Genomic DNA, 25,374 nt, shown 5'->3' with positions numbered 1-25,374 from the left:
CTATTATTAAGCTTTCTAATAGTCATAAATTTAAACGCTTTTGAGCCTCAAAAAAATGCCAATATAGCCGAAATAAACTGCATGTTTATCTCTAAAAAGCTTCAAAGCCAATAGACAAAAGATGACTATGAGCAATGCAAAATAGATAGCAATAATACAATGCCACATAAACCAGTCATAGTAAAACTAGATGGTGTTTTAGCTGTACTTACGTTTTTAAAAACACAAAACAACAAAACACAAATGGTGCTCTTAAACACAGATAAAACCTTAGTAGAACCTGATATTATAGATATATTTGATGAAATAAAGTCAGTGTTTTTTACGGATATAAATCAAAAGAAAAATCTTTGTGTTATCAATAGCTACTCTTTAAATGGCACAAAGAGCAACTCAACCAACTGCTATGAGTTAAACAAAAAAGAAAATTCGATCATTATTTCACCTCTAGCAAAAATCATAGACTTTCAGTGTGACGATGATTGTGAAGGATATGACGCGGATGCTGTTAAAAAATTCCTAATAAAAAACCCTGATGGATATAGTACCGATGGATCATAGAATATGAATTTTTTCAAATTTTTAAATAGTGCATTTTTATTAATATTATTGCTGGCTTGCAATGGTATGGGAAAAGACGAAATACCAAATTTTAAACACAAAGACACATCCAACTATTATTTTAAAATAGGCAGTAATAGCTATTCTGTAAAAATTTTACGTGATTATAATGACGACAATCTAGGTCGGGCAATAGATATAAAAGAGTGCGCCATTATTTACAAAGACAAGATAAAAAAATGGAGTTTCTGTTATGACGATATGTCTATGTGGAGTGTTACGGCTAGTGGCAATATAATTGAGTTTAAAGGCGGAACCCAAGACAGAGACGGAAATATAGTAGATTTTTATATACTTTTTAAAAATTTAGCCTCAGAATTTTATTTATATGAGTACATTTGGAAATTTGGATATATAGATGAAACTACAAACGATGAAAAAATTAATAAGATAGAAAACTACTATACAGATCATGGTAAAAAGAATAAACTTTATATAAATCAAATCACTCCAAAAATTCTTAATGACATGAGAAAAAATTTTATGAAAAATAAGCAGTAACTAGGTAATTTGAGTAATATATTAAAAAGTAAATATATTTATAGGATAATTTTATGTGTTTTTGAGCTCTTAATACTTAGCAAAGCCACTAGAATATCGACCGGAAAATTCAAATAAATAGAAGATAGTGAGATAAAGGTAACTTAACAGTCATAGATGATCCAATTAGCATCAAAAATATTTTGCAAAAGTAAATATAATAAAAGATTTCACTACAAATTCTGGCATAAAACTTGGCGACAAATAAGACCAAATTTTAAAAACCAAACGATCTACAAGAAGAAAACGCCATTTCTATCGTCACCTACATCACTGAGCAAAATGAAAGCAAACTCTTACAAGAATTTGATATACCACTCTACTACGAGAAATTCATCTTTTCTAATGGAGTTTTAAAAGAGTATGAATTTGGCTTTGAGTACCCGTGATATTCTGCGGATCAGGATATTAATTCCATAGAGTAGCAAAAAGATATTTTACGGCCTAAAAGCGTAGAATTTCTACTCTTCGTCTAAATTTATTTCAGGTAGTTTCTCTTCGGCAAAACTCTTATCTTTTTTGGCAGCTGACGTAACCTCGCTAGCTTTTTTTAAAAGCCCATCAAGCCCTTGTCTTACCAAACGCTCCTTTAGCTGCTCTGGTGTATCTTTTGTGCCGTCAAGATCACTAAAATCATTAAATTCCTCGTAATCCTCACTCTCTTTTTGAACCTTGATCTCGTAATCAAGCTTGCCATTAAGTCTAGCTAGCTCGTCGCTTATCGCAGCGCAAAAGATCTCAGTGTATCCTCTGTGAGCGCAGTTTTTGGCTAGAAATTCACTCATCATGTTTAGGTGATTTATATAGTCATCTTGTAAGATATTCGCCTGTAAAAGCTCAAATTTTAAAAAGAGCCAGTAGGTGTTTAGTACGTCACTTTCGCAGTATTCGTTGATCTTATCAAGCTCGCCTGCGTAGTAAAGCTCAAGCACCTGATCGCCGTGCACGTCGTATTTTCCAGGTAAATTTAAGCTAGCGCAAAGAGTATCTAGTTTTAGCCCTCTCACACTTCCAAAATCGCTTATAAAATCAAGCAGATCAAGGTGAAATTTAGGCGAATACCTTGCCCTATAGTTTTCCCATTTGTTTTTATTTAGCTCTTTATTTTCGCTCTCATAATATGCCACCGCATTTAGATTGTAGCGCATCGCACGCACCATTAACATCGGCAGGTCAAAACCCCTTCCATTAAAGCTAACAAGCCTTGGGTTATAATCATTTATAAATTTTAAAAATTTAGCGATGATCTCGCGCTCATCCTTGCCCTCCATCGTGCTAACTTTTAAAAATTTGCCGTACTCATCAGCCATAACAGCAGAGATGGCGACTACTCTATGAAACATCACAGGCAAAAACTCACTCCCACTGGCCTCTTTTTGCAGCGCCATCGCTTGCACGCTCACATCTTCATCGCTCCCATTAATGCCATAAATTTTTCTTATCAAATTTGCATCAGGTATCGTCTCGCAGTCAAAGACACAGATGTAACTTTTTGCCATTTTAGCCCTTTTTTAAGCATTTTTTTTTAAAATCATACCAAAAATTTATATCTAAAGTGATCAATGCAAAACAAAAATCAACTAAAAATAGCCATCGTCAAACTCTCCGCTCTTGGGGATATCGTGCACGCAGCTATTGTGCTTCAGTTTATCAAAAAGCACCACCCAAATGCCCATATCACGTGGCTAGTTGATGCCCGTTTTGCAAGCCTTTTAAAAGACCATCCACTTATCGACGAGCTAGTCGTTTTACCGCTTAAACAAAGCTTTAAACAAAGCTACAAGATACTAAAAACGCTTGGTAAATTTGACAAAGTGATCGATCTGCAAGGACTTTTTAAATCAGCTATCGTCGCAAAAATAATAGGCAAGCAAACTTATGGATTTAGCAGAGAAAGTGTCAAAGAAAAGATCGCAGCCAGGCTTTATAGGCATAAATTTAAAATTGATTACAACGAAAATATAATCATTAGAAATTTGGCGCTTGTAGCTTTTGCTCTAAATTTTAGCTTTGAAGCAAGTGAAATTTTAGAAAAAATGTCTTGCTTTGAAGCAAGTGAAATTTATAAAAATGAAAGTGATAAAAAACGCGTTTTGATCGCTGCCTTTGCAAGCGAAGAAAGCAAAATTTATAACAAATTTAAAGATGTGATCAGGCTACTTGATGGATGCGAAATTTGCCTTTGCTACGGAAGTGAGAGCGAGAAAGTAAGGGCTGAGGCGATCATCTCAGGCACCTCGGCAAAGCTACTTGAAAAACTTAACATAAAAGAGATGATAAGCTTCATTGCAAGCTGTGATTTAGTAATTGGCAACGATAGTGGCCTAACACACCTTGCTTGGGCGATGAATAGGCCTTCTATCACACTTTTTGGTAACCGTCCAAGCCACAGAAATGCTTACATCACGGATAAAAATTTAGTTATAGATATGGGCAAGCAAATAGACGCCAGAAGTATCGATAAAAACGACTTTTGCATAAGAGAGATTTTCCCAGAAACGATTGCAAATTTTGCAAAAAGGCTACTAAATGGATAGGCTCTATCTGGCTGGCTTTTATACTTTAAAGTTTTTTATATTTTTACTACCTAGCTCACTTAGAGATTTGCTCGCTAAATTTTTAGCTTTTTCGTATATGAAGCTTAATAAAAAGCGATTCCACGTCGTTATGACAAATTTAAATCTTGCGTTTGGCGAGTCAAAAACTAAAGAAGAGAAGCTTGAAATCGCCAAAAAATGCTACTACAACTTCGCAAAATATCTTGGTATAAATTTCATCCTCAATCAAAACACGACAAAACAAAAGATACTAGAGCAAGTTGTTTTTAAAAATGAGCACTTTTTGCTTGACGCAATAAAGTCTAGCAGGTCTATTATAGTTACAACAGCGCATTTTGGGCAGTGGGAGATATTTGGCTTAGCTGTCGCAGCTCATTTTGGGCCATCTTCAGTGCTTGGTAGAAGGCTTGATAGTAGCATCATGGATAAAATTTTAAGAGCAAACAGATCGCAGTTTGACGTGGAGCTCATCGACAAAGATGGCGGTGCAAAAGATATTTTAAAAGCGCTAAAAGCTAGACGAATAGTAGGGATTTTAGTCGATCAAAACACCGCTCCAAAAGATGGCATAAAGGTGCAGTTTTTTGGCAAAGATGTGCTTCACACACCAGCAGCAAGCGTGCTAGCGCAAAAGACAAATGCCCTTATCATAAACGCATTTATCTACCAAAAAGATGAAAATTTAAACGAAATTTACTTTGAGCAGCCTATTGACATAAGTACGTTTGACAAAGAAGATGCCGTGCAAAAAGCGACGCAAATGCAGTGCAGTGCGTGCGAAGAGATGGTTAGAGCAAGGCCTGAGGAATACTTTTGGTTTCACAAACGCTTTAAAAGATTTTACGAAAATGAGTATAAATGCTAAGTGTCGTCATCTTAACTTTCAACAGCCAAAAATATCTACAAGAAGTACTAGAAAGTACAAATTTTGTAGATGAGGTCATCGTGGTTGATAGCGGCTCAAAAGATAGCACAAGGCAAATTTGTGATGGCTTTAGCAACGTGAGATTTCACGAGCAAGCTTGGCTGGGATTTGGCGCGCAAAAGCAAAAGGGCGTGGATCTAGCTAAAAATGAGTGGATCTTTGTACTTGATAGTGACGAGGTGATCACAAATGAGCTTAGAAATGAGCTTGTAAATACACTAAAAGAGCCAAAATTTATGGCCTACAACGTAGCTAGGCTAAATTTTTTCTTTGGCAAAGCGATCAAAAATATGGGGCTCTATCCAGACTACACGGTGAGGCTTTTTAACAAAAATTTTGCCAAATTTGATGGCAGAGCAGTGCATGAAAAGGTCATTTTAAATGACAACTCGCAAAAGCTTGGAGCGCTTAAAAATCACTTCTTGCACTACGCATATGAGAGCATCGAGCAGTTTATCGCTAAGCAAAATCGCTACTCAAGCATGGGGGCAAAAAGGAATTTATTTAAAGCTCTAACAAGCCCAGCTTGGACATTTTTTAAGCTTTATGTGCTAAAAGGTGGCTTTAAAGAGGGCTTTGCTGGCTATGTTATAGCCAGACTTTATGCTCAGTACACATTTTGGAAATATATAAAATGAAAATACTTGTGATTAAATTTAGAAACATCGGTGACGTGCTTTTGACTACGCCTCTTATTGAAAATTTGCACCATTATTACCCAGATGCAACCATTGACTTTGCCCTAAACAAAGGCACAGAAGCGATGATAGAAGGAAATCCTTACATAAATAAAATTCACATTTACGATAGACAAAGTGCAAATTCTGGCTTTTTTAAAAAACTAATTACCGAGATAAAATTTATAAAAGCCATCAAAAAAGAAAAATACGATATGGCCGTGCAAACAACCACAGGGGATCGTGGTATAATCATCTCAAAATACGCAAAGATCAAAAAAATAGTAGGCTTTCTTGGCAAAAATCAATCAATAAATAAACTTCTAAACGTCAAGGCAAAATACTATGAAAATTTTTCACATACGATCGATCATAATCTAAACGCTTTAAGGGCTTTGGGATTTGAACCAGTTAGCAAAAAGGTGAGTGTATTTTCGGACGAGAGTGTGGAGCATCTAATTTTACCAAAACGCTTTGTACATATGCATCTTACAAGCCGCTGGATGTTTAAATGCGCAAATGATGAGAGCATGGCAGAGCTCATCGACTACTGCGAAAATGAGCTTGGCGTAAAGGTCGTGCTAACAAGCGACAATAAAGAAAATGAGCTAGAAAAGCTAGCAAGCGTGCTAAAAATTTGCAAAAGTGAGCCTATAAATTTAGGCGGTAAGCTAAATTTGAAACAAACGATCGCCCTATCAAAGCATTCAAGCCTTTTTATCGGAGTAGATACAGCTATAATGCACATCGCTGCGGCAAATGACGTGCCTGTGATCGCTTTTTTTGGTCCAAGCAATGCTTTTGAGTGGGGACCTTGGGATAACTCACTCATGGAAAATGGCTACACAGCGCAAAATGGCATCCAAAGTATGGGCAAACACATCGTCTATCAAAAAGACTGGGACTTTGTGCCTTGCGACAAAGAAGGTATAGCAAAGCATGGCATAGAAAAGACCTTGATGGATTTTAGCGACGAAATGCCAAAAATAAAAGCCAAAATAAAAGAAATTTTAGGATAGGCAGATGAACATTCTTCACACGCAGACACTTTTTAACTGGGGTGGCGAGCAAAATAAGACGCTAAATGAGATGCGTTTTATGCGCGAGATGGGTCACAATGTCATACTTTTTTGTAATCCAAACTCTCAGATAGAAAGTATTGCAAAAGAAGAAGGCTTTAGTGTTATAGCACAAGAGATGAATAAGAAAAATTTTTATAAAAGCGTACCAGCACTTTGCGAAGTGATAAGTTCAAACAAGATAGATATCGTAATCACACATGGCTCGACTGATAGCTGGGTTGGGGCAATTGCTGGACTATTTTACCGAAGTAAAGGCGTTAAATTTTACAAGGAAAGGCATAATCTTTTTCCTATAAAAGGCTTCCTTTCAAAACTCATGCACAAAAGACTATTTGATAAAATTTTATACATCTCAGATAGTGTCAAAGAGTACCTGCTAAGCATCGGCGTTAGCAAAGATAGGTTAGTTTTTATGCCAAGTACAGTTGATGTGGAGGTGATAGATGCTACAAAAAGTACTTTTAGAGATGAGTTTAATATATCTCAAGATGAGCTAGTTATCGGTACATTTACTTCGCTTTACCGCAAGAAAGGTGTCTATGACTTTGCAAATGCAGCAAAAGAGATTTTAAAAGAGAAGGACGCCACAATAGTTTTTGCAGGAAATATCAGTGAAAGCACAAAAAATGAGATTGCCTCGATTTTTAGCAATAAAGATAAGATTATATTTACTGGTTTTAGAAAAGACGCGGCAAATATCATAAAAGGCTTTGATATTTACGTCTTTGCATCGCACTCTGAGGGGCTTGGTACAGTTTTGCTTGAAGCAATGAGCTCAAAAGTACCTATCGTGGTCTATGACAACGCACCGATGAACGTGCTAGTTAAAGATAAAGAGCGTGGGCTTTGTGCTAAAAATTTAGATGAAATTTCGCTAAAAGAGTGCATTTTGGAGCTGATAAATGAGCCTGAAAAAGCCAAAATTTACTCACAAAACGCCTTTAAATTTGTGGATGAACACTTTAGCCATAAAGCGCTAAAAGAGGCTATTAAAAATTTACTGGAGCAACAATGAACTACCCAGTTTGCGTGCTAACGATGCATCACTGCAATAACAATGAAAATGACTTTGCCATTAAACCAGAGCTATTTAAAAAAGCACTTCTTATGGCGCTAGATGAGGGCTATAAATTTATAAACTACAGCCAGTTTAAAGATATAGCTAGTGGCCGAGTAAAAGCCTCAAGAAAGAGCATTTTACTAACTTTTGATGATGGATATTTTGATAATTATAAATTTGCATTTCCTATCTTAAAAGAGCTAAATATCCCAGCTGTGTGCTTTTTGATAACAGATAAGATCAAAGATTTTAAAAGACAAGATTACGACTTTGCATTTAAAAAACATAAAGAAATAGACTACGAAAAAGATGCGGAGTATTTTTTAAATTTAGACGAGATCAGGCAGATGCAAGAGAGTGGCCTTTTTGAGTTTGATAGCCATACAGCGAGCCACTTTTCCTGCAAAAGTAACGATGAAGAAAAATTAAGAGAGGAATTTTCTAGCTCGCTAGCTAAGATAGAAGAGCTATTTCCTGAAAAACAAGAATTTGGCTTTTGCTTTCCAAAAGGGCACTTTAACGAGCTTTCACTAAAAGTTGTAAGAGAGTATTATGACTTTGCTTTTAGTGTGATAGATGGTGGATTTTGCGTAGGAGATGATAAATTTAAGATAAGACGCATTGATATATCAAACAACGCGAAGAGCGAGAGTGATTACATTTTTAGAGTTAAAAAGAAGCTTTTTATCTATTCTACGCCGGTACTAGGAAATTTATATTCAAATTTTAGAAATAGAGGCTATAAATAATGCTTGAAGCATTAAATGAGGCTTGTAAAGAAATTTTAAAAGATAAAAAACAGGCCTTAATCGCTCTTACTGGGCTTCACGGCAGTGGCAAAAGTACACTTGCAAAACAAATTAGAAAAAATGGATTTAAAAACTTTAAACCTTATCAAATCGCTGTAATCGATGATGATGTAATGAGTCTAAATTTATTTATAGCTCGTCCAAAGATAAAAATCAAAAGCGATCATCAAGATGAGTTAAAACCATTTTTTAAATTTATCATGCCATTCGTAAAAGTCGTAATATACGTAAGCGCAAACCCACTTTTACGTATAAGTAAATGTGACATTCTTTGTATTTTAAACGCTGATGAAGAAGCTCGAATCGCTGGAATTTATAAAAGAAATTCTAGTAACGATTTAATCAACACCCAAAAGCATATAAACAAAAAAGAGCTTGATCTAGCAGGCCTTGCATATAAAGTCAAGTTAGAATTTGACTCAAAAGTTGGAGCAAAAAATGAATAATCCCATCTATGTAATATCATTAAAAAGAGATGAAGAGCGAAGGCAAAATTTACAAAGACAATTTAAAAGATATGATGAATTTAAAATAATAGATGCAGTTGATGCTAAAAATTTTAGCGTCAATGAGTATTACAGCGCCATGATAGATTGCTTGTTAAAATCTTGTGATGAAGATTATAAATTTAAAATACCGCCATTAATTGCGACACCAGGTGAGCTAGCATGTACAATGTCGCACATAAAAGCTTATGAGGATTTTTTACAAGGCGATGCGGAATTTACTTTAATATTAGAGGATGATGTTATTGGAAATGACGAACTAATAAATGAAGCCTTTTTGCTATGCAAAGATATAAGTAGTGATAGCATTTTGATATGCGGTGTGCAAGATGGATTAAATAGTAGATTTCGTGCTTTTGGCAAAAAAATAAAAGAAAATTTATATCTTATCTCACCATACTCATACGCTAGTATATATAGAACGGCTGCCTACATTCTAACAAGAAAGAGTGCAAAAGCTCTGCTTGATTTTTACAAAAATGGCCTTTACGGAGCCGATAAATGGGAAGCGATCCTAAAAAACACTGATCTAAAAATGTACTTTAGTAATATCTTTTCTCATCCAGAGGAGCTTAACAACTCTAATTTAGAGATGCAGAGAAAGCAAAAAGATAGGATAAATTCTCTTTTTAAAAAATATAATAAAAATTTCTCATACAAAATTTCAAGATTTTACGAAAAACATATTGCTAAAAATGAGAGAATTTTTACAAAGTAAAAATTTCTCCTAAGATTTTAGTGTTGAATATAGTGAGCCTAAAAAGTCATTTTGATAGATAAATAGTGTCTTTTTTAGCCAACTTGCATCTTTTTTTACCGCTATTCGCCTTATATCATCAAGCACACCATCGGGTTTATTTATCCCACGCTTTGTTGTAAAAAATACCTCATAGCCAACGCTTTTTGCCACATTTTTTAGCTCATCATTAAATTTACCTCTTGGCCAGCAAAGAAGCTTGTCATCAAAGCCAAAATTTTTATACATAAATTCTTTGCATTTTGTAAAATTTTCTTTCATTTCACAAATACCAAAATAATCATCAAAATGCGTATAAGTATGCGAGTGAAAGTCAAAGCACTCTTTCATCTTTACTATTTCCTCGTAGTTTAAAAAGACATCTTCAGGTCTAGTTGGTGCAGCATTTTTGTATTCGTTATGATCTAGCTCTATAAACTCGCCACTTTTTCTACTCGCCTGCTCTACCCAGCCAGCAACTAGAAAAATAGTCGCTTTAAGATTAAATTCCTTGATAATAGGATATGCGTAGACAAAATTATCCTTCCAGCCATCATCAAATGTGATAAATACACTCTTTTTAGGCACACTAAGCTCACCTTTTTTATATGCCACAAACTCAGCCGAACTTAGCGATTTGTAGCCATTTTGAGCCAAGAATTTCATCTGATCTCTAAAATCATCTACGCTACTTGCAATAAACCCACTTTTTTTCAGCACATGATGATACATTAAAACTGTTACACTCATTTTGCAAGTTCCATATATAAATTTTGTGTGTTTTCTATCATTTTTTCTATACTAAAAATTTCTTTTACGTACTCTCTGCCAAACTCACCCATCTGTTTTCTTAAATTTTCATCCAAAATAAGCCTTTCAAGCACTTTTTTTAGCCCCTCTTTATCGCCATTTTGAAATAAAAATCCACTCTTTCCATTACTCACTGCCTCGCCAAGACCGCCCACGTCGCTTCCGATAGTGGCTAACTTGCACGAAGACGCTTCAAGCAACGCTCCACCGATAGCCTCCATATCTGAAGGCAACACACAGATATCAAGCGAGCCAAAAAAGTCGCTCACATCGGTTCTGTTGCCAAGCATAAAGATATTTTTTTTATCTTTTATATACTCTTTTAGGTTGTCATTTTGTGGACCATCACCTACGATAAAAAGGGCGGAATTTTGCAAATTTAGTTCACTAAATGCATCGATTAAGAGCTTATGATTTTTAGCAGCTCTTAGCACTGCAACGATACAAACACCTACCACATCGTCACTTAGGCCAAATTCTTTTTTCATATTTATCTTAAATTCTGGCGTGTATTTTTGCGTATCAATGCCAGTGTAGATTTTTAGTACCTTCTCTTTTTTCACACCTCTTTTTATAAGATCCGCGCAAACCGAGTCGCAAACTCCTACCACTTTTGTACTTAGGTTATAAGGCAAAGGCGATGTTATAGGCAGCTGCAAATGTCTAGTGCGAACCACGCTAACGCCGCAAATTTTACCTACAATAGCTCCAATGGTACCATCTTTGCCAGAGTGGGTCGAGATAATTTTTATATTATTTTTCTTTACAAATTTGCAAATTTTAAAAATTTCAAAGATATTAAAAGACTTTCTGAGATTAAACTCTACAAATTTGCAATCTATTTGCTTTTCAAAGCTTTTTGAGCCAGGATTTAGCCCATAAAAAACCTTAAATTTGCTCTTATCTAGTCCATTTATCACACGCTGAGTACGGTGTTCCTGTCCGCCAAATCCAAGAGAGCTTTCAAGCTCAAGTATATTTATCATCTTCTACTCTTTAAATTCTTTCATTTTTTTATTTGACAAAAAGCCATTTATTGTATTAAAGATTTTTAAAATTTTTGATACATTTTCGTACGATTTTACATTTTTTAGCACTTTAAGCAAAATTCTCTGTTTTAGTCTAAGTTTTGAAAAACCAGATGAGTTTATGATGCTATCAATATCTTCATAAAAAAGATCAAGTGCCTTTACATAGCTACTATTTTTTAGATTTGGTCTCGCCGAAATAGCTGGCATATAGACGCTTTTTATCTTTCTAAGCTCTAGATCAGGCACCATTTCAAGTGTTAAATTTTTGTTTTTTAAAATTGAGATTATGTCTTCATAAACAAATTTATGATCCATCACAGCTTTTAGCTTTTCAAAACCAGCAGTGTTGTTGTCTCCTATCTTATAGCAATAAAATGCCTTATTTAGCTTTACAAGAGTTTTTGAAGCGATAATATTTCTCACTACAGTGTGAAAATCTTCAGCTTGCGTGATCCCAACTGGAAATAAATTTTCTTTTAAAATTTTAGTCCTAATCGCCTTGTTTGCCGCATTATGCAAGACTTTGTTGTGCCTTGAGGCTAAAAGCCTTTTTAGATACTCGTTTTTATCGATTACGCCGTCCTCTTTTGTCTCAAAATCCTTCAAAAAGAGCTTTTTATGACCATAGACCTTACACATATCTGTTATCACTATGTCGGCATCAAATTTTTCTGCGATATCATAAACACTTGAAGCATAATCTTTTTCCACATAGTCATCAGCATCTACGCAGATAGTATATTTCCCACTAACTAGCAATATACCGTCATTTCTAGCAGCACTAACACCGGCATTGCTCTTTGTTTTTAATATTATTTTATCTTTATATTCTTCTAATATCTCTAGCGTATTGTCAGTACTTCCATCATTAATAACTATAATCTCAATATCATCCATGTCTTGAGATATAAGCGAATTTAAACAATCCCTAATGTGCTCTTTTTTGTTAAAAACAGGCACTACAAAGCTTATTTTCACATCAGACACGATACTTCCTTTTAATTTTTGTTTAATTGTATATTATTTTTAGTTCAGCAATGATAAAATGTCCACTTAAAATTTAAAGGATCTGCATGAAAAACGACATCGTGTCTAAGCTCTACAATCTTTTTTTAGTTATTGTCTTATTTACACTACCAGTAACTGAGGGCTTAAAGCAAATTTCACTTACACTTTTCGTCTTGGCTGGAATTTATATTTGTGTCAAAGAAAAAAGGCAATTTAAATTTGATCTCATAAATATCTCACTCTTTATCTTTGTTTTGGCTACTTTTATAAGCTGCTTGGTAAATGGAGTTTCTGCATCAAGAGCGCTTGATCCGCTAAGGTGTATGCTATTTTTCTTTGTGGCCAGAAGTGTCGGTGTAGAAAAAATAAATTTTAAATTTTTATTTTTTGCCTTATTTGCCGGTTTCATTGCCGCGTTTATCCCTGCTTGTATAGAAAAATTCACTTCAAATAATCCTTTAGCGCTTTTTGAGCTTAAATCAATAGGACACGTAAATCATAGTGCCATTTTTATGCTACTAGTTTTTTGTGTAGCATTAGTTTCGATAAATAGCAAAGAAATTTTTGAAAAGTATATAGGCATAAGCATTGCCGGAATTTGTGTCCTTGGTATAATGATAGCTGGCTCTAGAGCTGCAATGTATCTTTTGCCAATCATTATTTTTACTTACTTACTTTTTGAAATTTTAAATAAACAGATAAAAATAAAATTTTTATTAGGCTTGATAATTTTCTTTAGTGTAATAGCTATTTCTTATATATATATATCAACAAATATCACTCAAGATGAAAGATTGTATAGTCAAATAACAAAGGGGGTAACTGGATCAGAGACTAGATATCCGATCTTTGCTAGCGCGTTTTATACGTGGTTGGAACACCCTTTATTTGGGATAGGTTCTGGTGAGTTTAAGATCATTGATATAACAAAATATTTTCCAGGCAATGTTGAAGTTCATGTTAGTCACGCACACAATACCTTTTTAACATTTTTAACAGAAAAGGGCGTCGTTGCCTTGCTTGCATATTTGGTATTTCAACTATTACTCTTTATAAAATTCATTAAAAATTTTAGACAAAATAGCATAGTTTTTCTTGCACTTTTAATGCTTATGGCTAATAATATAATTTCACTTGCAAATACAACATTTCATCATGAAAATGCACTTTTAATGCTACTATTTTGGGCCCTAGCTTTAAGCGCCATAGATAAGAAAGCAACATCAAAAATTAGTTAATACCACAGTGTATATCAACCGTTTCAAATTTTATAAAGAAACGGTTGAGTTAAATTTCTACTTTTTCTTCATTTCCTCAAGCTCTTGTGCAAGAAATTCTCCAGTGTAGCTGCCAGTTTTTTTGTAGTTTTTAGCTACCTCTTTGACATTGCCGCACGCTATCACTTTACCACCTTTTGCGCCGCCCTCTGGCCCCATATCTACGATATAGTCGCAGTTTTTGATGACATCCATGTTATGCTCGATCACAAAGACAGAATTTCCAAGATCAACTAGGTGATTTAGCACCTTTACTAGCCTATCTACGTCAGCAAAATGAAGCCCTGTTGTTGGCTCATCAAGGATATAAAGCGTATTTCCAGTGTCGCTTCTGCTAAGCTCCTTTGCTAGCTTTACGCGCTGCGCCTCGCCGCCACTAAGTGTGACTGCATTTTGTCCAAGCGTGATGTAGCCAAGCCCCACGTCTTGCAGTGTCGTGAGCTTTGAAGCGATCTTTGGCACAGCCTTAAAGAACTCAACCGCCTCATCTATGCTCATATTTAGCACTTCGGCGATATTTTTGCCCTTATATAAAATTTCCAAGGTCTGAGCGTTATATCTAGCACCATTACAAACGTCACAAACCACGTTGATATCGGGCAAAAAGTGCATCTCGATCGTGATCTCGCCCTCGCCTTGACACTTCTCGCAGCGCCCACCTTTGACATTGAAACTAAAGCGCCCTATTTTATAGCCTCTAAGTTTAGCTTCTTTGGTCTGCGCAAATAAATTTCTTATCTCATCCATCACACCAGTATATGTTGCCGGATTTGAGCGTGGGGTACGGCCGATCGGGCTTTGATCTAGGTATATGACCTTGTCTAAATTCTCAAGTCCACTTAAATTTACCCCAGCTATCTTTTTTACCTTTTTTGCTCTATTTAGCTGTTCCTGCGCCTCTGGAAGCAAGGTCTGAAGTATTAGCGAGCTCTTGCCAGATCCTGAAACGCCAGTGATACCTACAAGGTTTTTAAGCGGAAATTTCGCGGTTAAATTTGAGATATTATTGATATTTACATTTGAAATTTCGAGCCACTTCTCAGCTTTTCTATTTTTTTGATAGTCGATCTTTTTCTTACCATTTATATATAGGGCGGTCTGAGTGTCTGAGTTTAAAAGCTCTTTTGAGCTACCAGCAAAGACCACATTACCGCCAAATTTACCAGCTCCAGGGCCGATATCTACGATAAAATCAGCCTCCTCTATCGTCTTTTTGTCATGCTCAACGACGATTACAGAGTTACCTTTAGCTTGCAAATTTCTAAGTGTTTTTATGAGCTTTAGCGTATCGCGCTCGTGCAGACCGATACTTGGCTCATCAAGCACGTACATGACGCCACTTAGCCCACTTCCTATCTGGCTGGCGATCCTGATGCGCTGTGCCTCGCCACCGCTGATCGTCCTAGCATCTCGCCCAAGCGACAAATAGCCAAGCCCCACGTCATATAAAAAGAAAAGCCTCTCGTTGATCTCTTTTAAGATAGGCTTTGCGATCGCCTTGTCATAGTCGCTAAGATAGGCGAAATTTTTCTCATTCGAGAAAAAAGCGGTGCAGTTTTCTATGCTCATATCTAAAATTTCACCAAGTCCAAGGCCAGCGACCTTGACCGCTAGACTTTGAGGCTTTAGCCTGTGACCGTTGCAAGCATCACAAATTTTCTCACTCATGTATTCATCAAAGTCCTTATAATCCTTCAAAAGCCCATGTGAAATTTTAACCACTCCATCAAATTTTCTAAGTAGTTTATTTCGCTTCCAAAAAAACTCAACTTCTTTGACATTTCCATATAAAACGAGCCTTTTTTCATCTTCGCTAAGCTCATAATAGGGCTTTTTGATATCGATACCATTTTGCTCACAAAAAGCGAGTAAAAATTTATAGTAATAGCTCATGTTGTAGCCATAAAGTAGCTTGATCGCACCATTTTCTATCGACTTTTCCTCATCGATGATCTTGCTCATATCTAGGCTGTATCTTATACCAAGTCCGTCGCAGTGCTCGCAAGCGCCCTTTGGCGAATTAAAGCTAAAGCTTAGTGGCTCAAGCGGTGTAAATGAAATTTTGCAGTCAAAACAAGCCATGTGCTCACTGTAATGTATAAAACTCTCTTTTAGTCCCAGCTCATCGGCATTTGCGATCTCTATCTCGACCTCACCAAAGCTCTCATTTAGCGCCTTTTCTACGTCGCTTGCAAGGCGCTCGTGATTTTGCTCATCGATAGCGATCCTATCAACGATGACCTTTATTGTGTGTTTTTTTGTTTTTGCAAGCTCGATCTCTTCATCAAGCCTCACCACCACGCCATCTATCTGCGCTCTGACAAAGCCTTTTTGACGTAAATTTTCGATCAAGTCCGCCCATGTGCCCTTTTTCTCACGAACTAGTGGCGCATAAATGATCACTTTTGCACCAAGCGGGAGCTTTGAAATTTCATTTATGATATCGCTCGCACTCATTTTTGAGATAGGTTTGCCACATTGATGGCAGTGCTGAACACCAACCCTTGCATATAAAAGCCTTAGATAATCATAAATTTCAGTAATCGTTCCAACCGTTGAGCGAGGGTTTTTTGAAGTTGTCTTTTGATCGATCGCGATAGCAGGCGTTAAACCCTCGATCTTATCAACATCAGGCTTGCCAACGCGATCTAAAAACTGCCTAGCATAGCTGCTAAGGCTCTCCATGTATCTCCTTTGCCCCTCAGCATAGAGTGTATCAAAGGCTAGCGTACTTTTGCCGCTTCCGCTAAGACCGGTAAAAACCACTAATTTATTTTTTGGAATTTTGAGATTAATATTTTTTAAGTTATGTTCTCTTGCACCAGTTATTTCAATAATATCGTTCATTAAATTTATACAACCTTTTTAAAATTTTAATCTGTAAATTTAGTCTAAAAGTGATAAAAGATTTATAAAGTAGTTTTTATAAAATTTAAGATCGTAGTTAAATTTAAGGGCTTATTTATATCATTTTCAGCTTTTTTTGATATTCTACGCCAAATTTTAATCTAAGGAGAAAAAATGTCTGTAAAAATAACTGATATATGCATAAGCTGTGGTTCATGTATTGATGAATGCCCAGTTTCAGCTATCGTTGATGATAGCGATAACCCAACTGGAGCAGATACATACTATGTTTATTCAAATAAATGCGTTGAGTGCGTAGGCTATAATGATGAGCCAGCCTGTGCATCTGCCTGTCCAACTGATGGTTGTATCGTATGGGATGCTGTTGTAGCAGGACAACCTTCTCGCGATCAAATTGGTGCTGATGCACGCAATGGCTCTATTCCAGTTATTCAATAAATTTATATTTATAAATTTTAGGCTCAAATTGAGCCTATTTTATTTTTAAGCTTTATTTGATATAATTGCCAACTTCAATTTAAATAACCTAGATTTAAGGAAAAATTTATGCAAAGAACACTTTCTATTATTAAGCCTGATGCTGTTAAGAAAAATGTTGTTGGAAAAATTATAGATAGATTTGAAAGTAACGGCCTAAGGATCGCAGCTGCAAAGAAAATTCAACTTAGCAAATGCGATGCAAAAGCATTTTATGCAGTTCATAAAGATAGACCTTTCTTCAACGATCTAGTCGAATTTATGATAAGCGGACCAGTTGTAGTTATGGTTTTAGAGGGTGAAAATGCAGTTGCTAAAAACCGCGAGTTAATGGGTGCAACTAACCCAAAAGAAGCAGCTCCTGGCACTATAAGAGCTGATTTTGCTGATAGTATTGATGCAAATGCAGTTCACGGAAGTGACAGCCTGGAAAATGCTGTGAATGAAATAAATTTCTTCTTTGCTTCAAGAGAAATTTGCTAATTTTAGGTCAAGAAAATTGATTATATCTTTTTCTAAAATAGCAAACAAAGATATAAGCTTTGAGCTAGCAGGAAATGATAATTTAGTTTTTAGTGGAATTTTAAAAAGAAAAGATCCTTTTTTGGTAAAATGCCAAGGTAAGATAAAAGGGAATATAAATTATGTTTGCGATCGATGCGGTGAAGTATTTATGCTACCTATCGATCAAGATGTAGAGCTAAATTTAAGTGATGGTATTTATAAAGATAGCGAAAATGAGCTTAGCGATACGATGGAATTTTTTGATGGCAATATTAATTTAAAAGAAGTCTTTGAGAGCGAGTTAGAAGCTTTTAAAAGTGATTATTTCTATTGTGAAAAATGTAAAAATTTATAAAGGAGAGTAAAAATGGCAGTACCAAAGCGAAGAGTGAGTCATTCTCGTGCAGCAAAACGTAGAACACATTATAAAGTTACACTTCCAGTGCCTGTAAAAGACAAAGATGGTTCTTGGAAAATGCCTCACCGCATAAACAAAACTACAGGTGAATATTAAAATATGATTCGCATTGCTATCGATGCTATGGGTGGTGATTTTGGTGCAGATCCTATAATATCTGGTGTTATTGATGCACTAAAAGAGACAGAATTTAAAGCTGTATTAGTCGGCGATAGCAATGTCATCAAACCACTCATTCCACAGTCTTATTTAAAAAATATCGAATTTTTAGAAGCTAGTGAAGTTATTTCAATGGCAGATGGCGCAACTGATGCGCTTAAAAGAAAAGATAGTACGATCTACAAAGCGATTGAACTTTTAAAAAACAAGGAAGTTGATGCTGTAGTTTCTGCTGGTCATAGTGGTGCAACTATGAGTTTAGCTACCCTAAGAATTGGTAGACTAAAAAATATTTCTCGCCCAGCAATTGCAACACTTATGCCAAATTCAAAAGAATCTGCTACTTTAGTTTTAGATGTTGGTGCAAATGTTGATTGCAGAAGTGAGCATTTGTTTCAATTTGCCATAATGGGTGAAGCCTATGCAAAAGAAATTTTAGGTAGAAAAGAGCCAAAAGTTGGTCTTTTATCAAATGGTGAAGAAGAGAGCAAAGGTAATGAAGTTAGCAAAGAAGCATTTAAATTAGTTTCTAGGCTTGATAGCTTTGTTGGTAATGCAGAAGGCAATCAAATTTTTGATGGTAGTATCGATGTAATGGTTTGTGATGGTTTTATGGGAAATATTCTTTTAAAGACTAGCGAAGGCGTTGCAGATGCTATAGGTAAAATTATCAAAAAACAAATTAAAAAATCACCTCTTGCTATAGCTGGCTCTGTACTCATGAGAAAAGTTTTTAAGACACTTAAAAAGCAGGTTAGCTATGACGAATATGGCGGTGCACCGCTTCTTGGTGTAAATGGTTGTGTTATCATAAGTCACGGCAAAAGCAATTCAAAAGCTATAAAGAATGCAATTTTTCAAGCAATAAAATTTGCTAATTCAAATATAAACAAAGTTATCGAAGAAGAACTTTCGCACTTTGCAAGGTAAAATATGCCAAAAGCTTCACTGATTTCTATCGCTTCCTATATTCCAGAAAAAATTCTGACAAATTTTGACCTTGAAAAGATGGTTGAAACGAGTGATGAATGGATAGTAAAGCGAACAGGTATCGAACAAAGGCATATTGCAACTAACGAAACAACAAGTGATCTTGGTACAAAGGCTGGTGAATTAGCCATAAAACGCTCAGGGCTTGATAAAGCTCAAATCGATGCAATCATCTGTGCTACGATATCTCCAGATCATCTTTGCATGCCATCTACTGCTTGCAAAATAGCTGCAAATTTGGGTTTAAACTATGGAGTTACAGCATTTGATATAAGTGCGGCTTGTACAGGTTTTATTTATCTTTTAGAGCTTGCAAATTCTCTCATTATTAGCGGTGCTAAAAAAAACGTATTAATTATCGGAGCCGAAAAATTAAGCTCTATTGTTGACTATACAGATAGAAGCACTTGTATACTATTTGGTGATGGAGCGGGCGCGGCTGTAATTAGTAGTGGCAATGAAAATGAGATCATCGATATTCATACGGCAAGCGACGGCAAGCAAGCTGAACTTTTAATAACTCCAGGATGTGGGAGTGTATTTCCAGCCAGTGAGGAAACGCTAAAAAATAGACTAAATTTCATCCATATGAGTGGAAATGAAGTTTTTAAAATAGCAGTTCAAACACTTAGCAAAAGCGTAATAGAAATTTTGTATGCAAATAAAATGCAAAGCGAAGATATTGATTTTTTTATACCTCATCAAGCAAATATAAGAATAATAGATGCAGTAAAAAATAGATTAAATTTTAAAGATGAGCAGTGTGTCTTGACTGTTGCTAAATATGGCAATACAAGCTCCGCTTCAATTCCGATGGCTATAAATAATGCCTATGAAGACGGCCGTATCAAAAATGGTTCAGTTTTGCTTCTTGATGCATTTGGTGGCGGCTTTACATGGGGATCAGCAATTCTAAAATTTGGTGGAAAAAATTTTAGCGACTTACAATAATTACAGCAAGTAATTTTCTAAATTTTTAGTAACGCTTTTACTAATTTCTTTCAAGTATTCTCATCAATAAAATTTTTAAAATTCAAATTTTTAACACTTTTAACAAAAATCCATTTTCTACTCTTATCAATAACGCTAAATTTACTACAAAAAAATTTCTAAAATATGTTTAAACTAAATTTAATTTTGAATAGATATAATTTCGCAATCAATAAAATTTATTATTAAGGAGAACAAATGTTAGTAACAAAAAAAGCACCTGATTTTACAGCTGCAGCAGTTTTAGGAAACAATCAAATTGTAAATGATTTTAATCTTTATAAAAATATTGGCGAGAAAGGCGCGGTTGTATTTTTCTATCCAATGGACTTTACATTCGTTTGCCCAAGCGAGATCATCGCATTTGATAAAAGATATGACGAGTTCAAGTCACGCGGTATCGAAGTTATCGCGGTTTCTTGCGACAACCAGTTCTCACACTTTGCATGGAAAGAGACTCCAGTAAACAAAGGCGGTATCGGCAAAGTTCGCTTCCCGATCGTAGCTGACATGACAAAATCAATCGCTCGCGGTTTTGACGTACTTCTAGAAGACGCTGGTGTAGCGCTTCGCGGATCATTTCTACTTGACAAAGATGGCACAGTTCGCCACGCAGTTATAAACGACCTACCGCTTGGTAGAAACATCGACGAGATGATCAGAATGGTAGATACTATGTTATTTACAAATGAGCACGGCGAAGTTTGTCCGGCTGGCTGGAACAAAGGTGATGCTGGCATGAAACCAAGCACTGAAGGTGTTGCCGACTACCTTTCACACAACGAAGGCAAACTATAATCAATAGAAATTTCTAGGTATCTTTACCTAGAAATTTCTCCCCCAAATAAATTTAAATACTTTTTTAATATAACTTTTTATATCATAGCCTTGGCTTTAATCAATAACATTCCGGAGACTACATGGATTTTAAAGGCAGGCAAGAGCTTGTAATAAATTGCGAAGACAGCATACTTAAATTAAGAGATAAATTTATCGATGACGGTATAAAATTTTGTAGGCAACTAACATTTATCGTGCCGCACGATCAGGTAAAAATTTGTCTTGAAAATATCTTTGATACACTGCTTATTCAAAAGCCAAATGCTACGCAGCTACAAGATGATTTAAATAATCTAATACCAAAATCAAACGCAAGAGACGAATTAATAAATTTCCTACTTTTAAATTTGACCTTAAATTTCAGTCACTCTTGCGACAACAGTGCCTTCGTAGGTTATTTCGTAAATGCTGTTTCAAGAATCAAAGAAATTTTATGTGGTGCCAAAGACCAGCAAGAAACAAATGTAAAAGATATGATCGAAACCGGAACATTTTTTTATGAAGATCCGATCAATACATTCACTCGTATGAAAAAAGCCAAGGTAAGGCCAGAGCTTTTAAATTTATATGATGGATTAAATATAAAATATGAGGCTGAAATTTTAGAAGTTAAAGAAGATAGTGTCGTTTTTCGCGTGGATATGATGCAAATTTTAGCTATGAAACAAGACGGCAAAGGTTTTATTTTGCCCAATAGCTTTTTCTCAAAGCCATTATGTGCTGATATTGTTAATTACAATATAGTCAATAAAGGCGTCACTCTTTCAAATTTCTTACGAAATACGACGATGTACGCATATAAAAGAAAATTCCAACGTATCTTGCCAAATCGTTTCACCAAAACTATTATCAAAGGAAAGCAAGACAAGATCGAAGGTAGCCTTTATGATGTTTCTGAGGGTGGCATAAGCGTATTAAGCCCGCAAACTACAAATTTTCAAGATGGAGAAGAGCTAGAAGCGACCTTTGAAATCTTAATTGCGCCAGATAAAGTAAAAAACGTGACTTTAAAACTAAGACTTGTTACAGAGCTGGCATATAAAGGCTACATTAGATACTGTATGAAGCTTATCGATGATGATGAAACGATAAAAGATTTTACGCAAAAGCGCATAAAAGAGACACTTGACGAGCTTCGCTCACGTATAAATTTATACGAATAAGGCAGCTAGTGAAAACAATACAAGAAAATTTAAAACTTTTTTATATCGGACTAAAAGACAAAGAGCCATTTTTTTATAAAAATAAGGATCTAACCACCCACGCAGCTATCATAGGTATGACAGGTAGCGGTAAAACAGGCCTTGGTATCACGCTTTTAGAAGAGGCATGCATAGACAATATACCTTCTATCATCATCGATCCAAAGGGCGACATCACAAATTTAGCTCTAACCTTTCCGCAGATGAGGCCGGAGGATTTTTTACCATACATAGATGAAGCAGAAGCAACCAATAAAGGTCAAAGCGTAGAGGAATTTGCCACCTCTCAAGCCGAGCTTTGGAGAAACGGCATAGAGTCAAGCTTTCAAGATCTTGAGCGAGTAAAAATTTTAAAAGAAAGCGCAAACTTTAACATCTACACACCAAAAAGCTCAGCTGGTATAGGCGTGGCGCTACTTAGTGACTTTGCTTGCCCAAATATCACTGATGAAGAAATTTTTAGCAACTATATAAATTCGCTTGCAGCCTCAGTATTATCTCTTGTAGGTATAAATTCCGAGGACATGAATTCAAAAGAACAGCTACTCATCTCAACCATATTTGATACTAAATTTAAAGAGCAAAAAGACGTCAGCATCGAAGAGCTTATAAATTTCATCGCAAATCCACCTTTTAAAAAGATAGGTGTCTTTGACGTGGATACCTTCTATCCAAGCAGTGAACGCCTAAAGCTTGCCATGAAGATAAACGCACTTATCGCAAGCCCAAGTTTTAAAGGCTGGATTCAAGGCGTTAGACTAGAAATTTCAAAGATGCTATTTGACGAAAACGGCAAAGCAAAGTGCAATATCTTTACAATCTCACACCTAAATGATGCTGAGAGGATGTTTTTTGTTACCCTTTTACTAAATGAGATTATCGCGTGGATGCGCGGCACCGAGGGCACAAGCTCACTTAGAGCGATCCTTTATATGGACGAAATTTTTGGCTTCTTCCCACCAAATGCAAACCCACCGTCAAAAACGCCTATGCTTACGCTCTTAAAACAAGCTCGTGCATTTGGTCTTGGCTGCGTCTTAAGTACGCAAAACCCGGTCGATCTTGACTACAAAGGCCTTAGCAACATAGGCACTTGGTTTATCGGCCGCCTCCAAACAGCGCAGGATAAAGCCCGTGTGATCGACGGACTAAGTGGTATCTCTGGCTCAAGCTTAGATAAAGCCTCACTAGAAAGCCTCATATCAAATTTGGCAAAGAGGAATTTCTTACTCAAAAATATAAATGAGGACGGCTTAAACGTCATCTCTACACGCTGGGCACTTAGCTATCTAAAAGGCCCGCTTAGTCGCGAACAAATTTCAAATTTGATGAAAGAGCAAAAAGAAAATTTATCTGATACAAGGATCGATAAAAGCGAGATGGAATTTAGCATAAAGCCCATAATCTCAAATGAGATCACGCAGCTTTATGCTAACTCAAAAAGCCTCACGCCAAATTTACTAGCAAGCGCAAAGATAAGAATTTATGACACCAAAAAAGATATCGATAGCGTTTATGAAGTAGGCTATCTTTATGAACTAAGCGAAAATGATAATGAGCCAAACTGGAGCGAGGCTAGTGAAGGTTTGCACGTTGATGCAAGCGGAAATGAGCCAAGTGACGCAAGCTTTGCAGCTGTGCCAAATTTCATCTTAAAAGCTAAAAATTTTGACAATATCCAAAAAGATTTTAAAGAGTATCTGTATAGAAATTTTAAATTTAATATCTTTGAAGCATTGAGAATTTATTCAAAAAACAATGAAACAAAGGAGCAGTTTTATATCAGACTTCAAGATAGGTGCAATGAAATTTTAGAAGAACAAACTGCAAAACTCACAGCTAAATTTGAAAAAGAGCGAAAAAGCTTACAAGACAAGCTAAACAAGGCTCTAGCAAAGCTTGATAAAGAGCAAAAAGAGATGACCACAAGTGGGCTTGATGCTGCCATAAATATAAGCGCTAGCATACTTGGAGCGATATTTGGCAACAAGCTTTTATCTCGTCAAAATGCGGGTAAAATCGCATCGAGTGCAAGAAGTGCAAATAGAGTCTTAAAAGAGCGAAGTGACGTCAAGCTTAGCGAGCAAAGCGTAAATGATATAAGCTTAGCCATAAGCGAGCTTGAGGAGAAATTTGCACAAGAGTGCGATGCACTAAAAGAGGCGAATGATGTTCAAAACATCACGATAAACGAAACGCCAATTTCGCCAAAGAAAAGCGACATCTACGACGAAAAAATCGTGCTTCTGTGGAGATGATTTATAAAAAAATTAGTATTTTTTTAATATCATTTCTCTTTAAATTTAAAAGGTAAAATATGCAAAATTTAATACTTTATGCCATTAGTTATTTACTTGGAAGTATTCCATCTGGTCTCATTCTTGCAAAAATTTTTGGGCATGTTGATATAAAAAACGAAGGCAGCAAGAGCATCGGTGCGACAAATGTTTTAAGAGTTTTAAAACAAAAAGATCCAAAACTAGCCAAAAAACTAGCCATTTTAACGATAGTTTGTGATGTTTTAAAAGGAGTTTTGCCACTTATTGTCGCTTCATATTTAGGAGCTAGCCAAAGTGTACTTTGGACGATGGCGGTTTTAAGCGTGGCTGGACATTGTTTTTCTATATTTTTGGGCTTTCAAGGCGGCAAAGGCGTGGCAACTGGAGCTGGAGTGATCGCATTTTTCTTACCAGTTGAGATCATTATTGCTCTAGCTGTTTGGTTTGTGGTCGGAAAATTTTTAAAAATTAGCTCTCTTGCTTCACTTTGTGCGTTGATAGCTCTCATAGCATCAAGCTTTATAATCCACCCAGAGTTAGATGAAATCTATACACACGCTCCGATACTAATCATCGCATTTTTGGTGGTTTATAAACACATACCAAATATCGTTCGCTTAATATCTGGCAAGGAGAAAAAAGTCGTATGAAAAGCGAGATGACGACGATCATTAAAGATTATAAATTTGAAACGATCATTGGAATGCTTGATTTTGAGCGAGTCGCTAAGCAAGAGGTGCAAATGAATCTAGAAATTTGCTCAACTAGTTTTATTGATTATGTTTTAATTATTGACTTTGTTAAAAATTTTTATAATGAAAGACAGTTTCAAAGCGTTGAAGAGTCGCTTGAAGAAACCAGCAAAGCATTAAAAGAGAAATTTAGCTCACTAACTAGCCTTAAAATGGAAATTTTAAAAACTGAAATTTTACCAAATGCGGTTGTTGGAGCAAAAATAAACACTATTTTTTAAAAATTTATTAAACTATCTTGAAATATTGCTTAAT

Annotated in this window: 27 protein-coding genes; 22 read left to right on the top strand and 5 right to left on the bottom strand. The window is 35.7% G+C overall.

The genetic code is table 11. The annotated features are described in order from the left end of the window. The first annotated feature begins 159 nt into the window (after positions 1-159). Both CVS84_RS04680 and CVS84_RS04675 read left to right on the top strand, forming a co-directional pair. Positions 160-561, top strand: coding sequence for a hypothetical protein (locus CVS84_RS04680; RefSeq protein WP_107691365.1), 402 nt, complete (start codon positions 160-162; stop codon positions 559-561). Between the two features lie 66 nt (positions 562-627). After that, positions 628-1,122 (top strand): hypothetical protein, encoded by a 495-nt coding sequence (locus tag CVS84_RS04675; protein WP_159070067.1) that lies wholly within the window; start codon positions 628-630, stop codon positions 1,120-1,122. A gap of 500 nt (positions 1,123-1,622) precedes the next feature. Here CVS84_RS04675 and CVS84_RS04665 read toward each other — a convergent pair whose 3' ends face one another. Continuing rightward, the gene (locus tag CVS84_RS04665; protein WP_107691363.1) at positions 1,623-2,660 is read right to left on the bottom strand and encodes a 3'-5' exonuclease; all 1,038 of its coding nucleotides are present in this window, start codon (positions 2,658-2,660) and stop codon (positions 1,623-1,625) included. 63 nt (positions 2,661-2,723) lie between these two features. Between CVS84_RS04665 and waaC the strand changes: the two genes are divergently transcribed. From waaC to CVS84_RS04625, 8 genes are read left to right on the top strand one after another with little or no spacing between them, the layout of a single operon-like run. Continuing rightward, a complete protein-coding gene (gene waaC, locus CVS84_RS04660) occupies positions 2,724-3,698 on the top strand; it encodes a lipopolysaccharide heptosyltransferase I (RefSeq protein WP_107691362.1) in 975 nt (324 codons plus the stop codon). After that, positions 3,691-4,584 carry a lipid A biosynthesis lauroyl acyltransferase gene (locus CVS84_RS04655; RefSeq protein ID WP_107691361.1) on the top strand — a complete coding sequence of 298 codons (894 nt, stop codon included), beginning with the start codon at positions 3,691-3,693 and terminating at the stop codon, positions 4,582-4,584. Before waaC ends, CVS84_RS04655 begins: the two co-directional genes overlap by 8 nt. Beyond that, a complete protein-coding gene (locus CVS84_RS04650) occupies positions 4,578-5,282 on the top strand; it encodes a glycosyltransferase family 2 protein (RefSeq protein WP_107691360.1) in 705 nt (234 codons plus the stop codon). The genes CVS84_RS04655 and CVS84_RS04650 overlap by 7 nt, the downstream gene beginning before the upstream one ends. Next, entirely contained in the window at positions 5,279-6,340 is a 1,062-nt protein-coding gene (gene rfaQ / locus CVS84_RS04645; protein WP_107691359.1) for a putative lipopolysaccharide heptosyltransferase III, read from the top strand. Before CVS84_RS04650 ends, rfaQ begins: the two co-directional genes overlap by 4 nt. Positions 6,341-6,344: 4 nt before the next feature. Further along, on the top strand, positions 6,345-7,418 hold the full coding sequence (locus tag CVS84_RS04640) for a glycosyltransferase family 4 protein (RefSeq protein ID WP_107691358.1): 1,074 nt from the start codon (positions 6,345-6,347) through the stop codon (positions 7,416-7,418). Further along, positions 7,415-8,212 carry a polysaccharide deacetylase family protein gene (locus tag CVS84_RS04635; protein ID WP_107691357.1) on the top strand — a complete coding sequence of 266 codons (798 nt, stop codon included), beginning with the start codon at positions 7,415-7,417 and terminating at the stop codon, positions 8,210-8,212. The genes CVS84_RS04640 and CVS84_RS04635 overlap by 4 nt, the downstream gene beginning before the upstream one ends. Further along, positions 8,212-8,718 carry a hypothetical protein gene (locus tag CVS84_RS04630; protein WP_107691356.1) on the top strand — a complete coding sequence of 169 codons (507 nt, stop codon included), beginning with the start codon at positions 8,212-8,214 and terminating at the stop codon, positions 8,716-8,718. The genes CVS84_RS04635 and CVS84_RS04630 overlap by 1 nt, the downstream gene beginning before the upstream one ends. Further along, entirely contained in the window at positions 8,711-9,496 is a 786-nt protein-coding gene (locus CVS84_RS04625) for a glycosyltransferase family 25 protein (RefSeq protein ID WP_107691355.1), read from the top strand. Before CVS84_RS04630 ends, CVS84_RS04625 begins: the two co-directional genes overlap by 8 nt. Positions 9,497-9,505: 9 nt before the next feature. Here the strand turns inward: CVS84_RS04625 and CVS84_RS04620 are convergent, their stop codons facing one another. Genes CVS84_RS04620 through CVS84_RS04610 form a run of 3 tightly spaced genes read right to left on the bottom strand, consistent with a single transcriptional unit; the run spans position 9,506 to position 12,342 of the window. Further along, positions 9,506-10,264 (bottom strand): polysaccharide deacetylase family protein, encoded by a 759-nt coding sequence (locus CVS84_RS04620; RefSeq protein ID WP_107691354.1) that lies wholly within the window; start codon positions 10,262-10,264, stop codon positions 9,506-9,508. Beyond that, entirely contained in the window at positions 10,261-11,310 is a 1,050-nt protein-coding gene (locus CVS84_RS04615; protein WP_107691353.1) for a glycosyltransferase, read from the bottom strand. The genes CVS84_RS04620 and CVS84_RS04615 overlap by 4 nt, the downstream gene beginning before the upstream one ends. 3 nt (positions 11,311-11,313) lie before the next feature. After that, positions 11,314-12,342 carry a glycosyltransferase family 2 protein gene (locus tag CVS84_RS04610; protein ID WP_159070066.1) on the bottom strand — a complete coding sequence of 343 codons (1,029 nt, stop codon included), beginning with the start codon at positions 12,340-12,342 and terminating at the stop codon, positions 11,314-11,316. A 344-nt stretch (positions 12,343-12,686) separates the two neighbouring features. Here CVS84_RS04610 and CVS84_RS04605 point away from each other — a divergent pair, with 344 nt between their 5' ends. Beyond that, entirely contained in the window at positions 12,687-13,601 is a 915-nt protein-coding gene (locus tag CVS84_RS04605; RefSeq protein WP_234411899.1) for an O-antigen ligase family protein, read from the top strand. A gap of 57 nt (positions 13,602-13,658) precedes the next feature. Here CVS84_RS04605 and uvrA read toward each other — a convergent pair whose 3' ends face one another. Further along, the gene (gene uvrA, locus CVS84_RS04600) at positions 13,659-16,487 is read right to left on the bottom strand and encodes an excinuclease ABC subunit UvrA (protein ID WP_107691350.1); all 2,829 of its coding nucleotides are present in this window, start codon (positions 16,485-16,487) and stop codon (positions 13,659-13,661) included. A 174-nt stretch (positions 16,488-16,661) separates the two neighbouring features. Here uvrA and CVS84_RS04595 point away from each other — a divergent pair, with 174 nt between their 5' ends. The 11 genes from CVS84_RS04595 to CVS84_RS04545 all read left to right on the top strand — a co-directional run bounded on the left by CVS84_RS04595 (position 16,662) and on the right by CVS84_RS04545 (position 25,340). After that, a complete protein-coding gene (locus tag CVS84_RS04595) occupies positions 16,662-16,946 on the top strand; it encodes an NADH-quinone oxidoreductase subunit I (protein WP_021091598.1) in 285 nt (94 codons plus the stop codon). A 108-nt stretch (positions 16,947-17,054) separates the two neighbouring features. Further along, complete coding sequence (ndk, locus tag CVS84_RS04590; protein WP_021091826.1) at positions 17,055-17,468, top strand: nucleoside-diphosphate kinase; 414 nt, start codon at positions 17,055-17,057, stop codon at positions 17,466-17,468. Between the two features lie 16 nt (positions 17,469-17,484). Next, a complete protein-coding gene (locus CVS84_RS04585) occupies positions 17,485-17,844 on the top strand; it encodes a hypothetical protein (protein ID WP_107691483.1) in 360 nt (119 codons plus the stop codon). A gap of 12 nt (positions 17,845-17,856) precedes the next feature. Beyond that, complete coding sequence (gene rpmF, locus CVS84_RS04580) at positions 17,857-18,003, top strand: 50S ribosomal protein L32 (protein WP_002942540.1); 147 nt, start codon at positions 17,857-17,859, stop codon at positions 18,001-18,003. Positions 18,004-18,006: 3 nt separating this feature from the next. Further along, positions 18,007-18,996 carry a phosphate acyltransferase PlsX gene (plsX, locus tag CVS84_RS04575; protein ID WP_072594492.1) on the top strand — a complete coding sequence of 330 codons (990 nt, stop codon included), beginning with the start codon at positions 18,007-18,009 and terminating at the stop codon, positions 18,994-18,996. 3 nt (positions 18,997-18,999) lie between these two features. Further along, positions 19,000-20,007, top strand: a complete 1,008-nt coding sequence (locus tag CVS84_RS04570; protein WP_107691349.1) for a beta-ketoacyl-ACP synthase III — start codon at positions 19,000-19,002, stop codon at positions 20,005-20,007. A gap of 237 nt (positions 20,008-20,244) precedes the next feature. Beyond that, entirely contained in the window at positions 20,245-20,844 is a 600-nt protein-coding gene (locus tag CVS84_RS04565) for a peroxiredoxin (protein ID WP_021091673.1), read from the top strand. Positions 20,845-20,966: 122 nt separating this feature from the next. Continuing rightward, complete coding sequence (locus CVS84_RS04560; protein WP_107691348.1) at positions 20,967-22,049, top strand: PilZ domain-containing protein; 1,083 nt, start codon at positions 20,967-20,969, stop codon at positions 22,047-22,049. An 8-nt stretch (positions 22,050-22,057) separates the two neighbouring features. Continuing rightward, positions 22,058-24,346 carry a helicase HerA domain-containing protein gene (locus tag CVS84_RS04555; protein WP_107691347.1) on the top strand — a complete coding sequence of 763 codons (2,289 nt, stop codon included), beginning with the start codon at positions 22,058-22,060 and terminating at the stop codon, positions 24,344-24,346. A 59-nt stretch (positions 24,347-24,405) separates the two neighbouring features. After that, entirely contained in the window at positions 24,406-25,017 is a 612-nt protein-coding gene (plsY, locus tag CVS84_RS04550) for a glycerol-3-phosphate 1-O-acyltransferase PlsY (RefSeq protein WP_107691346.1), read from the top strand. Beyond that, entirely contained in the window at positions 25,014-25,340 is a 327-nt protein-coding gene (locus CVS84_RS04545; RefSeq protein ID WP_021091633.1) for a dihydroneopterin aldolase, read from the top strand. Before plsY ends, CVS84_RS04545 begins: the two co-directional genes overlap by 4 nt. The last annotated feature ends 34 nt before the right edge of the window (positions 25,341-25,374 follow it).

Source organism: Campylobacter concisus (assembly GCF_003048575.1).
Taxonomy (GTDB): Bacteria; Campylobacterota; Campylobacteria; order Campylobacterales; family Campylobacteraceae; genus Campylobacter_A; species Campylobacter_A concisus_U.
Note: the sequence above shows the minus strand (reverse complement) of the source record. Positions and strands in the feature narration are given on the sequence as shown.

Excerpts from the sequence above, each read along its gene's own strand:
- CVS84_RS04680 (WP_107691365.1), top strand. The coding sequence starts at position 160 with ATGCCACATAAACCAGTCATAGTAAAACTAGATGGTGTTTTAGCTGTA.
- rfaQ (WP_107691359.1), top strand. The coding sequence starts at position 5,279 with ATGAAAATACTTGTGATTAAATTTAGAAACATCGGTGACGTGCTTTTG.
- CVS84_RS04545 (WP_021091633.1), top strand. The coding sequence starts at position 25,014 with ATGAAAAGCGAGATGACGACGATCATTAAAGATTATAAATTTGAAACG.
- ndk (WP_021091826.1), top strand. The coding sequence starts at position 17,055 with ATGCAAAGAACACTTTCTATTATTAAGCCTGATGCTGTTAAGAAAAAT.
- CVS84_RS04595 (WP_021091598.1), top strand. The coding sequence starts at position 16,662 with ATGTCTGTAAAAATAACTGATATATGCATAAGCTGTGGTTCATGTATT.
- CVS84_RS04655 (WP_107691361.1), top strand. The coding sequence starts at position 3,691 with ATGGATAGGCTCTATCTGGCTGGCTTTTATACTTTAAAGTTTTTTATA.
- CVS84_RS04675 (WP_159070067.1), top strand. The coding sequence starts at position 628 with ATGGGAAAAGACGAAATACCAAATTTTAAACACAAAGACACATCCAAC.
- CVS84_RS04615 (WP_107691353.1), bottom strand. The coding sequence starts at position 11,310 with ATGATAAATATACTTGAGCTTGAAAGCTCTCTTGGATTTGGCGGACAG.
- uvrA (WP_107691350.1), bottom strand. The coding sequence starts at position 16,487 with ATGAACGATATTATTGAAATAACTGGTGCAAGAGAACATAACTTAAAA.
- CVS84_RS04565 (WP_021091673.1), top strand. The coding sequence starts at position 20,245 with ATGTTAGTAACAAAAAAAGCACCTGATTTTACAGCTGCAGCAGTTTTA.
- CVS84_RS04640 (WP_107691358.1), top strand. The coding sequence starts at position 6,345 with ATGAACATTCTTCACACGCAGACACTTTTTAACTGGGGTGGCGAGCAA.
- CVS84_RS04560 (WP_107691348.1), top strand. The coding sequence starts at position 20,967 with ATGGATTTTAAAGGCAGGCAAGAGCTTGTAATAAATTGCGAAGACAGC.
- CVS84_RS04620 (WP_107691354.1), bottom strand. The coding sequence starts at position 10,264 with ATGAGTGTAACAGTTTTAATGTATCATCATGTGCTGAAAAAAAGTGGG.
- plsX (WP_072594492.1), top strand. The coding sequence starts at position 18,007 with ATGATTCGCATTGCTATCGATGCTATGGGTGGTGATTTTGGTGCAGAT.
- CVS84_RS04625 (WP_107691355.1), top strand. The coding sequence starts at position 8,711 with ATGAATAATCCCATCTATGTAATATCATTAAAAAGAGATGAAGAGCGA.
- CVS84_RS04665 (WP_107691363.1), bottom strand. The coding sequence starts at position 2,660 with ATGGCAAAAAGTTACATCTGTGTCTTTGACTGCGAGACGATACCTGAT.
- waaC (WP_107691362.1), top strand. The coding sequence starts at position 2,724 with ATGCAAAACAAAAATCAACTAAAAATAGCCATCGTCAAACTCTCCGCT.
- CVS84_RS04570 (WP_107691349.1), top strand. The coding sequence starts at position 19,000 with ATGCCAAAAGCTTCACTGATTTCTATCGCTTCCTATATTCCAGAAAAA.
- CVS84_RS04630 (WP_107691356.1), top strand. The coding sequence starts at position 8,212 with ATGCTTGAAGCATTAAATGAGGCTTGTAAAGAAATTTTAAAAGATAAA.
- CVS84_RS04650 (WP_107691360.1), top strand. The coding sequence starts at position 4,578 with ATGCTAAGTGTCGTCATCTTAACTTTCAACAGCCAAAAATATCTACAA.
- CVS84_RS04635 (WP_107691357.1), top strand. The coding sequence starts at position 7,415 with ATGAACTACCCAGTTTGCGTGCTAACGATGCATCACTGCAATAACAAT.
- CVS84_RS04605 (WP_234411899.1), top strand. The coding sequence starts at position 12,687 with ATGCTATTTTTCTTTGTGGCCAGAAGTGTCGGTGTAGAAAAAATAAAT.
- plsY (WP_107691346.1), top strand. The coding sequence starts at position 24,406 with ATGCAAAATTTAATACTTTATGCCATTAGTTATTTACTTGGAAGTATT.
- rpmF (WP_002942540.1), top strand. The coding sequence starts at position 17,857 with ATGGCAGTACCAAAGCGAAGAGTGAGTCATTCTCGTGCAGCAAAACGT.